Source organism: Blattabacterium cuenoti (assembly GCF_014251255.1).
GTDB classification, from domain to species: Bacteria; Bacteroidota; Bacteroidia; order Flavobacteriales; family Blattabacteriaceae; genus Blattabacterium; species Blattabacterium cuenoti_W.
Map to the genome: position 1 here is coordinate 247,477 of NZ_CP059182.1, position 16,199 is coordinate 263,675.

General features: G+C 25.9%; 12 protein-coding genes. 8 read left to right on the plus strand and 4 right to left on the minus strand.

The features are described from left to right. Positions 1-90: 90 nt before the first annotated feature. A complete protein-coding gene (gene smpB, locus H0H77_RS01170; RefSeq protein ID WP_185851774.1) occupies positions 91-531 on the plus strand; it encodes an SsrA-binding protein SmpB in 441 nt (146 codons plus the stop codon). A 106-nt stretch (positions 532-637) separates the two neighbouring features. Further along, entirely contained in the window at positions 638-4,186 is a 3,549-nt protein-coding gene (locus H0H77_RS01175; protein ID WP_238783810.1) for an OmpA family protein, read from the plus strand. Positions 4,187-4,228: 42 nt separating this feature from the next. On the opposite strand, the gene tatC is transcribed toward H0H77_RS01175, so the two are convergent. Further along, the gene (gene tatC / locus H0H77_RS01180) at positions 4,229-5,017 is read right to left on the minus strand and encodes a twin-arginine translocase subunit TatC (protein ID WP_185851775.1); all 789 of its coding nucleotides are present in this window, start codon (positions 5,015-5,017) and stop codon (positions 4,229-4,231) included. Positions 5,018-5,114: 97 nt separating this feature from the next. Between tatC and ychF the strand changes: the two genes are divergently transcribed. Further along, on the plus strand, positions 5,115-6,149 hold the full coding sequence (gene ychF / locus H0H77_RS01185) for a redox-regulated ATPase YchF (protein ID WP_185851776.1): 1,035 nt from the start codon (positions 5,115-5,117) through the stop codon (positions 6,147-6,149). On the opposite strand, the gene H0H77_RS01190 is transcribed toward ychF, so the two are convergent. Continuing rightward, positions 6,128-7,228 (minus strand): M42 family metallopeptidase, encoded by a 1,101-nt coding sequence (locus H0H77_RS01190; RefSeq protein WP_185851777.1) that lies wholly within the window; start codon positions 7,226-7,228, stop codon positions 6,128-6,130. The two genes, ychF and H0H77_RS01190, sit on opposite strands and share 22 nt — an antisense overlap. Next, the gene (gene dapF / locus H0H77_RS01195) at positions 7,225-8,076 is read right to left on the minus strand and encodes a diaminopimelate epimerase (protein WP_185851778.1); all 852 of its coding nucleotides are present in this window, start codon (positions 8,074-8,076) and stop codon (positions 7,225-7,227) included. Before dapF ends, H0H77_RS01190 begins: the two co-directional genes overlap by 4 nt. A 258-nt stretch (positions 8,077-8,334) precedes the next feature. Here dapF and H0H77_RS01200 point away from each other — a divergent pair, with 258 nt between their 5' ends. Continuing rightward, positions 8,335-9,885: a Do family serine endopeptidase gene (locus H0H77_RS01200; protein WP_185851779.1), complete on the plus strand. Its 1,551-nt coding sequence runs from the start codon at positions 8,335-8,337 to the stop codon at positions 9,883-9,885. Here the strand turns inward: H0H77_RS01200 and H0H77_RS01205 are convergent. After that, positions 9,878-10,972 (minus strand): LptF/LptG family permease, encoded by a 1,095-nt coding sequence (locus H0H77_RS01205; protein ID WP_185851780.1) that lies wholly within the window; start codon positions 10,970-10,972, stop codon positions 9,878-9,880. The two genes, H0H77_RS01200 and H0H77_RS01205, sit on opposite strands and share 8 nt — an antisense overlap. A gap of 415 nt (positions 10,973-11,387) precedes the next feature. On the opposite strand from H0H77_RS01205, the gene rsmH reads away from it, so the two are divergent. From rsmH to H0H77_RS01225, 4 genes are read left to right on the plus strand one after another with little or no spacing between them, the layout of a single operon-like run. After that, positions 11,388-12,314 carry a 16S rRNA (cytosine(1402)-N(4))-methyltransferase RsmH gene (rsmH, locus tag H0H77_RS01210; protein WP_185851781.1) on the plus strand — a complete coding sequence of 309 codons (927 nt, stop codon included), beginning with the start codon at positions 11,388-11,390 and terminating at the stop codon, positions 12,312-12,314. Between the two features lie 42 nt (positions 12,315-12,356). Beyond that, positions 12,357-12,689 (plus strand): FtsL-like putative cell division protein, encoded by a 333-nt coding sequence (locus tag H0H77_RS01215; protein WP_185851782.1) that lies wholly within the window; start codon positions 12,357-12,359, stop codon positions 12,687-12,689. Between the two features lie 12 nt (positions 12,690-12,701). After that, positions 12,702-14,735 carry a penicillin-binding protein gene (locus tag H0H77_RS01220; RefSeq protein ID WP_185851783.1) on the plus strand — a complete coding sequence of 678 codons (2,034 nt, stop codon included), beginning with the start codon at positions 12,702-12,704 and terminating at the stop codon, positions 14,733-14,735. Beyond that, entirely contained in the window at positions 14,732-16,195 is a 1,464-nt protein-coding gene (locus H0H77_RS01225; protein ID WP_185851784.1) for a UDP-N-acetylmuramoyl-L-alanyl-D-glutamate--2,6-diaminopimelate ligase, read from the plus strand. Before H0H77_RS01220 ends, H0H77_RS01225 begins: the two co-directional genes overlap by 4 nt. Positions 16,196-16,199: the final 4 nt, after the last annotated feature.

The window sequence follows — 16,199 nt, forward strand, 5'->3', positions numbered from 1 at the left end:
AAAATTTTATTTCTCTTTCTTTTCTTACAAAAATGTAAAATTTTTACATGAAATTTATAGAATTTCAAAACACAAAAATAACAATTAATTATGAGTATTTTAAATAAAAAAGCAAGATTTCAATATCAATTTATTGAAGAATATATAGCTGGTATACAATTATTTGGTACTGAAATTAAGTCTATAAGACAAAATAAAGCAAATATCACGGAAAGTTTTTGTCAAATAAAAAATGGAGAATTATATTCTATTAATATGTATATATCTGAATACAAATTTGGAACAAATTGGAATCATAAAAGCAGAAGAGAAAGAAAATTATTGTTAAATAAAAAAGAATTAATGAGGATAGAAAAAAAATTAAAAAATCCTGGATTAACTGTAATTCCTACTAAATTATTTATTAATGAGAAGGGATTTGTAAAATTACAAATAGTTTTAGCAAAAGGAAAAAAAGTATATGATAAACGTGAATCTATACGAAAAAAAGAAATGATTCGTGAATTAATGAAAAAGAAAATAAGTTATTAACATTATTAATAACAAAAAAAAAATTAAAAGAATAATAAAAATTTATTTAACTCTTTATATAAGATTACACTATATTTGTTGGTATTCAAAGAAATTATATAGTTTTATGAAAAACGTCAATTTTTTTATTATTACTTTATTTATTTTTCTTTCATTTTTTTCGTTTTTATTTTCTCAATCTTATACTAAAAAGTATAAATGGTTTATTAAAATAAGATCGCATGATATAAATTATTATCCTATTCCTAAAAATAGATCTATTTTTACTGCCAAATCAACTTTATTAGATTTTTTTGAAAAAAAAAACAATACAATTAATCCTTTTTTTTCCGATGTAGAAATCGGATATTTTTTCAATAGAAGAATAGGTTTTTATTTGAATAGTATGTTAGGAATGGTTGATAATCAGAGATGGAATAAAATGGATTATTTTTTTGTGAAATTCATTCATGGAATGAATATTCATCTATTTTCAAAATATAAAATTGATCCTTATTTGAGATTAGGAGGAGGATATCATCAATATAATTACGAAAATAGCATGTTAAAATTAAAAACTGACAATTCAAATTTCTATAAGTTAAATCAAAAACATTTTGTTCTGTTTAATGGAGGATTGGGAATAAATTTTTGGATTGTTTCTAATGTGGGGTTAAATGTTCAAAGTGATTACAATTATGTTATTTCATATCTTTCTAAAGACTATTTGAATTTTTGGGGACATTCTGTGGGATTAACATTTCGTTTTGGAAACAATGATGATCATTATGATGATGATTATATTAAAATTAAAAAAAATGAAAAGGAAAAACAAAAAGAAAATAAAGAAATTACTGATATAGAAAAAGAAAAAAAAGAAGAAAATACTACTTCTACTACGACACTTTCTTCCCCTCTTGACCTTAAAGAAAAAACACTTACTAATACTACTTCTACTACGACACTTTCTTCCCCTCTTGACCTTAAAGAAAAAAAAGAAGAAAATACTACTTCTACTACGACACTTTCTTCCCCTCTTGACCTTAAAGAAAAAAAAGAAGAAAATACTACTTCTACTACGACACTTTCTTCCCCTCTTGACCTTAAAGAAAAAAAAGAAGAAAATACTACTTCTACTACGACACTTTCTTCCCCTCTTGACCTTAAAGAAAAAAAAGAAGAAAATACTACTTCTACTACGACACTTTCTTCCCCTCTTGACCTTAAAGAAAAAAAAGAAGAAAATACTACTTCTACTACGACACTTTCTTCCCCTCTTGACCTTAAAGAAAAAAAAGAAGAAAATACTACTTCTACTACGACACTTTCTTCCCCTCTTGACCTTAAAGAAAAAAAAGAAGAAAATACTACTTCTACTACGACACTTTCTTCCCCTCTTGACCTTAAAGAAAAAAAAGAAGAAAATACTACTTCTACTACGACACTTTCTTCCCCTCTTGACCTTAAAGAAAAAAAAGAAGAAAATACTACTTCTACTACGACACTTTCTTCCCCTCTTGACCTTAAAGAAAAAAAAGAAGAAAATACTACTTCTACTACGACACTTTCTTCCCCTCTTGACCTTAAAGAAAAAAAAGAAGAAAATACTACTTCTACTACGACACTTTCTTCCCCTCTTGACCTTAAAGAAAAAAAAGAAGAAAATACTACTTCTACTACGACACTTTCTTCCCCTCTTGACCTTAAAGAAAAAAAAGAAGAAAATACTACTTCTACTACGACACTTTCTTCCCCTCTTGACCTTAAAGAAAAAAAAGAAGAAAATACTACTTCTACTACGACACTTTCTTCCCCTCTTGACCTTAAAGAAAAAAAAGAAGAAAATACTACTTCTACTACGACACTTTCTTCCCCTCTTGACCTTAAAGAAAAAAAAGAAGAAAATACTACTTCTACTACGACACTTTCTTCCCCTCTTGACCTTAAAGAAAAAAAAGAAGAAAATACTACTTCTACTACGACACTTTCTTCCCCTCTTGACCTTAAAGAAAAAAAAGAAGAAAATACTACTTCTACTACGACACTTTCTTCCCCTCTTGACCTTAAAGAAAAAAAAGAAGAAAATACTACTTCTACTACGACACTTTCTTCCCCTCTTGACCTTAAAGAAAAAAAAGAAGAAAATACTACTTCTACTACGACACTTTCTTCCCCTCTTGACCTTAAAGAAAAAAAAGAAGAAAATACTACTTCTACTACGACACTTTCTTCCCCTCTTGACCTTAAAGAAAAAAAAGAAGAAAATACTACTTCTACTACGACACTTTCTTCCCCTCTTGACCTTAAAGAAAAAAAAGAAGAAAATACTACTTCTACTACGACACTTTCTTCCCCTCTTGACCTTAAAGAAAAAAAAGAAGAAAATACTACTTCTACTACGACACTTTCTTCCCCTCTTGACCTTAAAGAAAAAAAAGAAGAAAATACTACTTCTACTACGACACTTTCTTCCCCTCTTGACCTTAAAGAAAAAAAAGAAGAAAATACTACTTCTACTACGACACTTTCTTCCCCTCTTGACCTTAAAGAAAAAAAAGAAGAAAATACTACTTCTACTACGACACTTTCTTCCCCTCTTGACCTTAAAGAAAAAAAAGAAGAAAATACTACTTCTACTACGACACTTTCTTCCCCTCTTGACCTTAAAGAAAAAAAAGAAGAAAATACTACTTCTACTACGACACTTTCTTCCCCTCTTGACCTTAAAGAAAAAAAAGAAGAAAATACTACTTCTACTACGACACTTTCTTCCCCTCTTGACCTTAAAGAAAAAAAAGAAGAAAATACTACTTCTACTACGACACTTTCTTCCCCTCTTGACCTTAAAGAAAAAAAAGAAGAAAATACTACTTCTACTACGACACTTTCTTCCCCTCTTGACCTTAAAGAAAAAAAAGAAGAAAATACTACTTCTACTACGACACTTTCTTCCCCTCTTGACCTTAAAGAAAAAAAAGAAGAAAATACTACTTCTACTACGACACTTTCTTCCCCTCTTGACCTTAAAGAAAAAAAAGAAGAAAATACTACTTCTACTACGACACTTTCTTCCCCTCTTGACCTTAAAGAAAAAAAAGAAGAAAATACTACTTCTACTACGACACTTTCTTCCCCTCTTGACCTTAAAGAAAAAACACTTACTATCCCAGATAATGAAAAAAATTGCTGTGAAGGAGAAGAAGATCAAGATGAAGATCGAATTCCAGATAAAAAAGATTTATGTCCTGATCAATTTGGATTAAAAAAATTTCATGGATGTCCTGATACAGATTCAGATAATATTCCAGATTATGAAGATAAATGTCCAAAAGAATTTGGAAGAAGGAAAAATAATGGATGTCCTAATCAGAATATAATTTTTAGACCTATTTTATTTAATACTGGTCAACATACATTATCTTCTAATTCTATTTCTATTCTTAATGAAGCAGCTGAAATTATGATAAAAAAAATTCCTAATTCAAAATTTTATATAATTGGATGCACAGATATTCATGGAAAATCTTCCTTTAACAAAACTTTAGCCATGAAAAGAGCTTCTTCCGTTTTTAAATTTTTAGTTTCTAAAGGAGTATCTCCTTATAGGATAAAAATGAAAAGATTTATAAAATGTAAAAATAAAGGAAAACGTGTTGAAATCATTATAAAAAAATAAACTAAGAATTAAGAAAAAACCTCTCGATCAAGAGGTTTTTTCTTAATTCTTCTTAGAAAGAGAAAAGGAAATATAAAGACTCAATTGATAAAGAATAATCAAAGGAATTAAAACAATTATTGTGCTTAAAATATCTCCAGGAGTAATTGCAGAAGCAATAATAAATATGATTAAAAAAGCATGTTTTCTATACTTTTTTAAAAAGGAATAAGATAACAATTCTATTTTTGTTAAGAAATATATAAAAACTGGAAAAAGAAAAGTAATTCCCATAGATAATATAGAATGCATCATAAGAGATATGTAATCAGATAAATCAAATACATTTCTTGGAAATGAACTTATTTTAAAAGAATAACCAAAATAAATTAAAAACGGACATAACACAAAATAACCGAAAAAGATCCCTAATGAAAATAAAAATGTAACAATTGCAATGATTTTTTGAGAATATTTTTTTTCTTTCTCAGAAAGAGCAGGTTTTATAAACTTCCAAAATTCATAAAAAACATAAGGAAAGGACAAGATAATTCCTCCTATAAAACAAGTCCATACATATGTATTAAATTGACCGAATATTTTTCTATTTTGTATTTCCAAGTTTTTAGAAAAATGGAAAATGGATTTTTTTTTGAATAAAAAATTTTCTAATTTGGAAAACATGCGATAAGTAATAAAATCCGTTTTTGCAGGACCAAAAAGAATATAATCAAATAGAATATGTTTATTATTCATTAATAAAACCATTGCTATTATAATAGCACATAGACTGTGAATCACATGTTTTCTTAATTCTTCTATATGTTCCAAAAATGGCATTTCTTTTTTCATATGTAAAAAATGAAACAGATTTAAAACAAATAAGATAAAAAAAACAAATCCAAATTGAACATAATAATTTGTCAGTTATTTGAAAATTTTTTATTACATGAAATGTGGAATTATTGGACTTCCAAATACAGGAAAATCAACACTTTTTAATATTATTTCTAATAATGAAGTTTTATCAGAAAATTTCCCTTTTTGTACCATAGAACCAAATTATGGAATCGTAAGTGTTCCAGACAAAAGATTGTATGAACTCAAAAAGATCATTAATCCAATAAGAATAATTCCATACAAAATAAAAATTGTAGATATTGCTGGATTAATTAAAGGTTCCCATAAAGGAGATGGATTAGGAAATAAATTCTTATCTCATATTCGGGAAACAAATATTCTCATTCATATGATCCGATTTTTCACTGATATTAGTGTTCTTCATGTAGAAAAATCTATTGACCCTATTCGAGATAAAGAAATCATTGATTTAGAATTACAGTTAAAAGATTTAGAAACAATAGAAAAAAGATTAGATAAAATGAAAAAAAATAAAATCGATCAATCTTATATTCTATTAAAAAAAGTTTTTTCTTTTTTAAAAGAAGGAAAAAATATTAGGATGTTTCCTTTTAAAAGTCATGAAAAAGAATACATAAAAAATTTGCATTTATTGACAATAAAACCTGTTATATATGTATGCAATATAGATGACAATCAAAATTGTTTTTTTCTAAAAACTATAAAGGAAATGGGAAAAAAAGAAAAATCTCATACGATAATTTTATCGTTAAAAAACAAATCAATAATAAAAAAAAATAATAAAGAAAATTTCCATGAATCTGGAATTTATAAATTAATAAAAAAAGCATATGAACTATTAAATCTGCAAACTTTTTTTACAATAGGAAAAAAAGAAATTCGCGGATGGTCTATTCCAAATCACTGGACTGCTTATCAAGCATCTTCTGTAATACATACAGATTTAAAAAAAGGATTCCTATGTGCAGAAGTCATTCATTACAATGATTTTATCAAATATGGTTCATTAGAAAATGCAAAAAAAGCAGGAAAAATGTTTTTAGCAGGAAAAAATTCTTTTCTCCAAGATGGGGATATTATTCATTTTCGATTTAATAAATGACAAATTTTATTTTGATTAATTTCTTTTAAAATTTCAAAAATTAATTGTATAGTTTTCTCTACATCTTCTTTATGAATCATTTCTACTGTCGTATGCATATATCTGAGAGGAATAGATATTAATGCAGATGCGACTCCTTTATTTGAATAAGCGAAAGCATCTGTATCTGTTCCAGTAGATCTAGATGAAACTAAACGTTGAAAGGAAATTTTTTTACTTTTAGCAGTATTAATAATAAGTTCTCTAAGATTTTTTTGTATTGAAGGTGCATATCCAATAACAGGACCTTTTCCACATTTAACATCTCCTTGGATTTTTTTATCAATCATAGGAGTAGAAGTATCATGTGTAACATCAGTAACTATAGCTATATTAGGTTGAATTGTATTGGAAATCATTTTAGCTCCTTTTAATCCTATTTCTTCTTGAACAGAATTTACTACGTATAATCCAAATTCAAAATTATGTTGATATTCCTTTATCATTTTTGCGACTTCGGCAATTATAAATCCTCCTATTTTATTATCTAACGCTCTAGAAACAAAATAATTCTTGTTCATAATAAAAAATTGATCAGGATAAGTTATTACACAACCAACATGAACTCCCATTTGAGAAACTTCTTTTTTATTTAAAGCACCTATATCCACGAATAGATTATCTATATTTGGGGATTTTTCTTCTAAAAATTTTCTTGTATGAATAGCAGGCCAACCAAATATTCCATGTATATATCCGTTTTCTGTATGTATAATGACTCTTTTAGATGGAGCTATTTGATGATCTGATCCTCCATTTCTAGATACATAAATAATTCCATTATCTGTTATATAATTCACATACCAAGATATTTCATCTGCATGTGCTTCAATAATTAATTTATATGAAGAATTAGGATTAATTATCCCTACTGCTGTTCCATATAAATCCGTTTCTACTTTCTCTACATAAGTAGAGATGTAACTTTTCCATATTTTTTGTCCTTCATTTTCATCTCCTGTTGGAGAAAAACTATTTAAATAATTTTTTAAAAATTTTAGAGACTCTTCACTTATAGAATAAAAATCTTTTTTTTTCATGACATTAAATTAATACAACCTTTAAATACAAATTTAACAGAACCAGTTAAATAAATTTCTTTATATTTGTTTTGTGTTTTTTGAAATGAAACCCACAATTTTCCTCCAAAAGTATGAACTAAAAATTCTTGATGAGTGTTTTTTTTTTCTGAATGATTTTTTTTTATTTCATTTATTTCATATGCTGCGATTACAGAAGCAACAATTCCTGTTCCACAGGATAAAGTTTCATTTTCTACACCTCTTTCATAAGTACGAACTTGTAAAATGTTGTTTTTAAGTATTTTTACAAAATTTACATTAACTCCACCTATTTTAGAATAAAAATTGTGAAATCGTATAATTTTTCCACGTTTGAAAACATCTATTTTTTTTATGTCTTTTTCTTTTATAAAAAAAATATGATGTGGAGAACCTGTGTTCAAAAAAACATGATTATTAGAATTAGCAACTTTTTTTATCATATTTCTATCTATATCAAGTAACTTTACAGAAATTAAATCTTTATTTTTTATTATTCCATAATGATATCCATCTACAGCTTTGAAATAGATTTTATTTTTTTTTGTGATTTCTAATTTTCTTGAAAAAGAAACGGCACAACGTCCTCCATTTCCACACATTGTGCTTTCTTTTCCATCAGAATTATAATATTTCATATAAAAATCACTTTTGGAATCATTTTTAATGAAAATAATTCCATCTGCTCCAATTCCAAAATGTCTATCACATAATTTTTTTAAAAAATGATTTTCTTTCTGAATCTGTGTTTCTTTGTTTTTGTTTCTAATATCTATTAAAATAAAATCATTTCCTGTCCCCTGAAATTTAAAAAAATCTATTTTCACAATAATTCAATTCACAATAATTCAAAATAATTCAATTCACAATAATTCAAAATAATTCAATTCACAATAATGAAGTTAATAGATAGAAGTTAATATAATTTTTTAAACTTTTTTACTAAAAAAAAGTTTAATTTTTATTTATTATTGTTTCAACAAATTTATATATTTGTGTTGTATTTGTTTATATGTATTGTATATTGATTGATTACAAAGATCTAAGATTATAGTTTATTATACAAACTTTCAAAAGTTATGATTATGAAGAAAATAATCACTTACATTATCATTAGCAGTTTAATGAGTTCAGTAGTAACTATTGCTGCTTACAAAAAATATTCTAACGAAGAATCTTTTCCTTTTCCATCGTCATCTGTCATTTCCCCTTCTTTGATGAAAACGTCATCAAATCCTTCAGCCTCTTTAGTTAGTAGTTCTGCTACTACAACAGGATACCCTGATTTCACTAGAGTTGTGGAAAAAACTATACATGCAGTAGTTAATGTAAAAAATTATTCTAGAAAATCTAATGTAAGAGGAAATGGAAGAATGGATCCGTTTGACTTTTTCTTTGGATTTCCTGATGATTCCTTTGGAGAAAAAGAAAAAACTTCTCAAAAAAATGATTTTATAGGACTTCATGGATCTGGAGTGATTATATCTCCTAATGGATATATTGTAACTAACAATCATGTCGTAAAAGATGCAGACAAAATAGAAATAACTCTTAATAATCAAAGATCTTATAGAGCAAAATTAATTGGATCAGATCCTAGTACAGATATTGCATTGTTAAAAATAAATGAGAATAATTTGCCTTTCATTTATTTTTCAGATTCTAATAAAGTGAAAGTGGGAGAATGGGTTTTGGCAATAGGAAATCCTTTTGATTTAAATTCTACTGTTACTGCAGGAATTATAAGTGCTAAAAATAGAAGTCTAGGAATTTTGAGAGAGGAGAATCAAGCTGCTATAGAATCTTTTTTTCAAACAGATGCAGCGGTTAATCCTGGAAATAGTGGAGGAGCATTAGTTAATACAAATGGAGAATTAATTGGAATTAACACTGCTATTTCTTCAAATTCTGGAAATTTTATAGGATATAGCTTTGCCGCTCCTTCTAATTTAGTGAGAAAAGTTATACAGGACATCAAAAAATATGGAACTGTGCAACGTGCATTTTTAGGAATTAAAGGAATGGATCTTTCTCAAGATGAATATTTAAAAGCTTATAATAATGAAACACACAAAAATATAAAACAACAACAAGGTTTTTTGGTTGGAGAAGTTCTTAATGGAAGTGGTGCGTATGAAGCAGGAATTAAAAAAGGAGACATTATTAAAAGTATAAATGGAAAGAGAATACAAAATCTTGCTGATTTATCATTTATTGTGGGGACAAAACATCCAGGAGATAAAGTCAAAGTAAGTCTTATTAGAAATGGAAAAATAAAGAGTTTTGATATAACTTTAAGAGATTTACAAGGAAGAAAGAAAATTAGAAAAAAAGAGGAAATTAGTTCATATGAATTACTGGGAGCAACTTTTGAATCTGTTGGAAAAGAAGACAAAAAATATTTTGGGATTAATCACGGAATTAGAATAAAAGAAATAAATCCAGGTCGTTTAAGTAATATGGGAATGGAAGAAGGAGATATTATTTTATCTATTAATGGAGAAAAAATGGAAACATCTAGTGATGTAGATCAAATCTTATCTCGTCTTTTAAAAAAATGTTCAGTAACAGATGTGACCATAAAATCCATTAAACAAAATGGACAAGTTTATATAGTAGGATTTGAAATTAATTGATTTTTTTACAGTAAAGAAAAATTGCAATTATTCCAAAAATACCGTTTGGCAGCCAAATGAATAAATAAGAAGGAAAATAATCTTTTTCTGAATATATTTTCGTAATTTCTATGAAAAAAACATATAAAAAAGCTAATATGATTCCAATCATAAGATTGTTTTCTGTTTCTCCTTTTTTTTTTACTGATGAAATAGATAATCCTAAAATAGTAAAAATTAAAGTAGAAAAAGGCAAACTTGTTCTTTGATAATATTCATTTAAGTGGGAATTAATATTTTTGGATCCTCTTTTTCTTTCTATTTCAATAAATTTTTTCAATTCAGGAGTGGTCATAGTTTCTGCTATATATTCTTCAGGAAGGAGTTCTTCTGGAGAAATAGAAAAATATTTCTCCAGATAAATTCCTTTTGAAGTTGAAGAGAAATCTTTATTATTATTATTTCTTATATAGGTTTCTATATAATTAGATAAAATATATTTCCTATATTTTATAGACCAAAAAATGGTTTTAGATTTTAGAATATATACTAATCTTTTTCCATTAAATTTTTGATAAACACATTCATATCCAATATTTTTTTTTCTTGAAAAATTTCGAATAAAAATATATTCATTTTTAGATATTTGAGTACTTATTGTTCGAATGTTTCCATATTTATATTTTTGACTTGCCAAATATTTATAATGAAATTTATTTTTTATTTTATTAGATAAAGGCAAAAGAGAATAGTTTATTGTAAAATTCCCCAGTCCTATGATAGAAGATGAAACTAGATAAGGAATTGTTATTCTTTTGAAACTAATTCCGCTTCCTAAAATAGGAATATATTCTGAATATTGAGTTAATCTAGAAGAGAAAAATATAACAGATAAAAAAAGAGCAATAGGAGAAAAAGTATTAGCTAACCATATCGACCAAAATGGATAATAATGGATTAAAGCTTCTTTAATAGATCCTTGGTTACTTTCTAATCTGTGGATTCTGTAAGTTAAATCAATAATAACAGATAGTACTTGTATTGCAATAATAATAAATAGAAAAGTGAGAAGAACATTACGAATGATATAACGATCAAGTATTTTCATTTATAATCTTTTTTTTATAAAAATATAAAAACATGTATGATTTATTTTTCTTAGAACTGAAAAATTCATCTAATTTTGATTCCTATGGTTTTGTTTGTATAACTTAGTATCTGAATGGATCAGATCAGTATCCTCTAACTAACTACTTATATTATGTTTTGAGACTACTGACTATAATAATGAAAAAGGGAGCAATCATAACTAACAATAATTCCTAAATTTAGGAATAGATTTTTTTATCTAAAAAAAAAAGATGATTTGATCATAATTGATAAAATAAATCAAACTATTTTATAGTTTTCTTATTTCTTATATGATTCAATATAAAAATCATTATAAAAATGAAGTTTCAAGTTTTTTTTAAAAAAAATAAAAAATTATATTGTCTTTGTCTTTTTTGAATTCAAAATAAAAAATGAATTTACGGCATGATTTTTACTCTCATAATCCAGTTCTTTTGAAAGAAAGTATAGAGAATTTGATTACAGATAAAAATGGAATTTATGTAGATGTTACCTTCGGTGGAGGTGGACACTCTTATGCTCTTTTAAAGAGATTAGATAAAAGAGCAACTTTAATTGCTTTGGATAAAGATAAGGAAGCAATTAAAAATAATTTTATAAAAGATGAACGATTTCATTTATTTCATGATAATTTTATTCATATTAAACATATATTAAATTGCAATCATATTAAAAAGGTATCAGGGTTATTAGCAGATTTAGGAATTTCTTCTTTACAAATAGAAAATCCTCTTAGAGGATTTTCTTATAGATTAAGAAATTGTATTTTGGATATGAGAATGAATCAAGATGATCCTTATTCTGCTCAATATATTATTAATAAATATTCTAAAGATAAATTATTTCATATGTTTTATGAGTATGGAGAATTTAAAAATGCAAAAAAAATTGTAAAAAAAATATTAAGAGAACGTTTTAACAAACCTATTAAAACAACATTTGATTTAAAAAAAATTTTTTTTCTAAAAAAAGTATCTTTTAAAGAGAAAAAAAATTTTTTTTCTAGACTTTTTCAGTCTCTACGAATAGAAGTTAATAATGAAATCAACTTTTTAAAAAATTTATTGATAGAATCTTCTAAAATTATGCAAAAAGGAGGGAGAATTGCTATTATTTCATATCATTCAATAGAAGATAGAATTGTAAAGTCTTTTTTTAAAACAGGTTTTTTTCTTAAAAAAAAAGGAATTATAAATATTCATAATGATATGATTCCATTCAGAATGATACATAAAAAAGTTATTAAACCAAATAGATTAGAAATTATAAATAATCCAAGATCTAGAAGTGCTAGGTTAAGAATTGCTGAAAAACAATAAAAATATTTTTAATTTGTTAATTAAAATCAAAATAATCATAAAATGAAGAAAAATTTTTCTATCAAAGACATCCTGAAAGGAAAATTTTTAGTTAAAGGAAATGCATATCGTAGCTGGAACTTTATTGTTTTTCTGACGGGGCTTTCTTTAATAAGTATTACTAGTTCTCATCTCATGGACAGAAAAATTAGAAAAATGACTAAGATTAGTGAAGAAATAAAAGAATTAAAATCTGTGTATGCAGATGTACATAGTCAATGTATGAAAAGACAATTAGCATCTTCTTTAAAAAAGAAATTAGATAATAAGTTGAAATACTTAAAAGAACCACCATACGAATTAATTTTAGAGGAAAAACAAGATATGTATAGTTAAGTCTTTAAAGAAATGATGAAACAAAAAAGATATATTTCATTATATAAGTCTTATTTAATTGGTTTTCTATTCATGTTTCTTGCGGCAAGAATTATTTTTAATTTATTCCAGATTCAAAATTCTTCAGAAAAAAATAGAAAATTTGTTATTAGAACCAATTTAATTAAAGCAAAACGCGGAAATATTTATGCTTCTGACAATAGTCTTATAGCTATGTCTGTTATTAAATATGATGTTCATATAGATTTTAAATCTATTTCAGAAAAATTATTTCGAGAGAATATTTTTTTTTTATGTGATTCTTTGGAATGTTTGTTAAAAAAACCAAAATCTTTTTTCTATAAAAAATTTAAATCAGAAAAAAAAAAGGGAAATAGATATTTTTTATTAGGAAAAAATTTGGATTATACATCCTTAAAAAAATTACGTGAGTTTCCTATTTTCAATCAAGGACAAATACGAGGAGGTTTTATTGTGGAAAAGAAAATATGTAGAATTTCTACATTGAAAAATGTAGGAGAAAGAACATTAGGATATGATGACCATAGAGGAAAAGCTGGATTAGAAGGTGCCTTTAGTAAATATCTTAAAGAAAAAGATGGAAAAAGATTAGAACAACGTATTAGTTATAAAGTATGGAAACCATTGAAAAATGAAGTAGATCCAGAAGATGGAAAAGATGTTTATTCTACTATAGATATATCTTTGCAAGATATTGCTTACCATGCATTACTTAAAGAGTTATCCATTTCCCGTGCAGAACATGGATGTGTTGTTCTCATGGATGTAAAAAGTGGAGAAATTCCTGTTATGGTGAATTTGGAAAGGACAAAAAAAAATACTTATGAAGATTTAAGAAATTTTGCCGTATGGGAAGGAAATGAACCTGGATCTACTTTCAAGACTATGTCTATTCTTGCTGCTTTAGAAGATAAAAAAATAGATGTAAATATGATTGTCAATACTGAAGGAGGTGTTTTCAAATTGAAAGGGAGAGAAATACGTGACACCCATTATAAAGGAGAAAAAAAAATGACTCCAAAACAGATTTTGGAACGTTCCTCAAACATAGGAGTGGTAAAAATTATTTTGGATCATTACAAAAATGATATAAAAGGATTTATAAAACATTTATACAAATGGAAACTAAATCAAAAAATAGGAATAGATATTCCAGGAGAAAGTGATCCTTTCATTCCAAAACCTGGAGAAAAAAATTGGAGTGATTTAACATTACCATGGATGACTTTTGGATACAACATAAAACTAACTCCTTTGCAAATTCTTACTTTTTATAATGCTATTGCAAATGGAGGAAAAATGATAAAACCTCTTTTTATTAGAGAAATAAAATTTCATGGAAAAAGCATAAAAAAATATACAAAACCTATAATCATAAATCCTTCTATAGCGTCAAAAACATCTTTAAAAAAAATTCAAAACATGTTAGAAGGAGTTGTAAAAAATGGAACAGCTAAGAAATATTATCATCCAGAATATCCTTATGCAGGGAAAACTGGAACTACACAATTAGATTATTGGAAAAGAAAATTTTTAACGACTTTTTATAAAAAAAATAAGAATAAAACAATTTTTAATAAAAAAAATAAAAGAACAGCTTATTATTATAATAGTTCTTTTGTAGGATATTTTCCTGCTCATGCTCCTAAATATTCCTGTATTGTTGTGATTTCAAAGCCGAAAAAAAGATATTATGGAATAGAAGTCGCAGTTCCAATTTTTGATAAAATAGCTAGATACATTTACACAAGAACAGAAAAAAAAATGTTTTCCAAAACAAATAAAGCAAATATTGATTTTTTGAAAAAAATTAAAGAATCTAAAAAATACTTTTACTCTACTATTATTGAAAAAGGAATTATGCCTAACCTTCTCTCTGTTCCTGGAAAAGAAATCATTCCTATTTTGGAAAATAAAGGGTTAAATATAAAATATAATGGAATAGGAAAAGTTCTTCATCAATCAGTGAAACCAGGAGAAAAATTGAAAAAAAATCAAACAATAGTTCTTGAATTAGAAGAATGAAAAAAAAATTAAAACATCTTTTAGAAAAAGTCAATGTATTAGAAATAATAGGAGATTCTTTAAAATGGATAGAAGGAATTTCTATGAATTCTAAAACAGTCAAAAAAAATATGATTTTTGTTGCCAATAAAGGCAAAAGAATAGATGGACATCAATTTATTATGGAAGCGATCCAAAAAGGCGCTACTGCTATAATTTGTGAAAAAAAACCTTTTCTCTTACACAAGAGTGTAACCTATATCCTTGTTCCAAATTCTACGGATTCTTTAGGAGTAATTTCTTCTAATTTTTATGATCATCCTACAAAAAAAATAAAATTAGTAGGAATTACTGGAACGAATGGAAAAACTTCTGTTGCAACCATACTTCACCACTTATTTTATAAGATGGGAGAAAAATCTATTCTTATTTCTACCATGGGGATAAAAATTTTATTAGAGGAATTTTATACTATATATCCTCATACCACACCTAATATTATTGAAATCAATAAATATTTAAATCTATCTATACAAAAAAAATGTAAATATGCATTTATGGAAGTTAGTTCACATGGAATTCATCAAAAAAGAATTTCAGGATTATTATTTACAGGTGGAGTATTTACTAATATTACACATGATCACTTAGATTATCATAAATCTTTTGAAAATTATCTTTCAACTAAAAGAGATTTTTTTGAAAAATTTTTGCATAAAAATTCTTTCGCATTAATTAATTCAGATGATAAAAATTCACATAAGATCATAAGAAATGTTTTGTCAAAAACTTATTTTTATGGAGTAAAAAAAAAAGCAGATTATAATATAGAAATTTTAGAAAAAAATATTCATGGAAACAATTTGATGATTAATGGACAGACTTTTTTTACTCGTTTGATTGGAGAATTTAATGTTTACAATTTATTAGCAAGTTATGCAACAGCTATGCTATTGGGAAAAAAAGAACATGAAATATTGAAAATCATAAAAACAATACAACCTATAAAAGGACGTTTTGAACAATTTGTCTCTCATTCAGAAAGACGTATAATTGTTGATTACGCTCATAATCCAGATGGATTAAAGAACGTTTTAAATACTATTAAGAAAATGAAAAAACAATATGAAAAATTAATTTGTGTAATAGGTTGTGGAGGAAATAGAGATAGAAAAAAACGTTCTTTAATGGGAAAAAGAGTTTATGAAACATGTGATATATCTATTTTCACATCAGATAATCCTAGAGAGGAGGATCCAAATCAAATTTTGAAAGATATGAAGAAATTCAGATCATATCTAAAAAAATCTGCTATTATAACTGTTATAAATAGAAAAAAAGCTATTCAAACTGCAATTCAAATTTCAAAAAAAAAAGATATCATTCTTATAGCAGGAAAGGGACACGAAAATTATCAGGAAATAAAAGGAAAACGTTATCCTTTTGACGATATGCAAATCGTTAAAACATTATTAAAATGAAAAT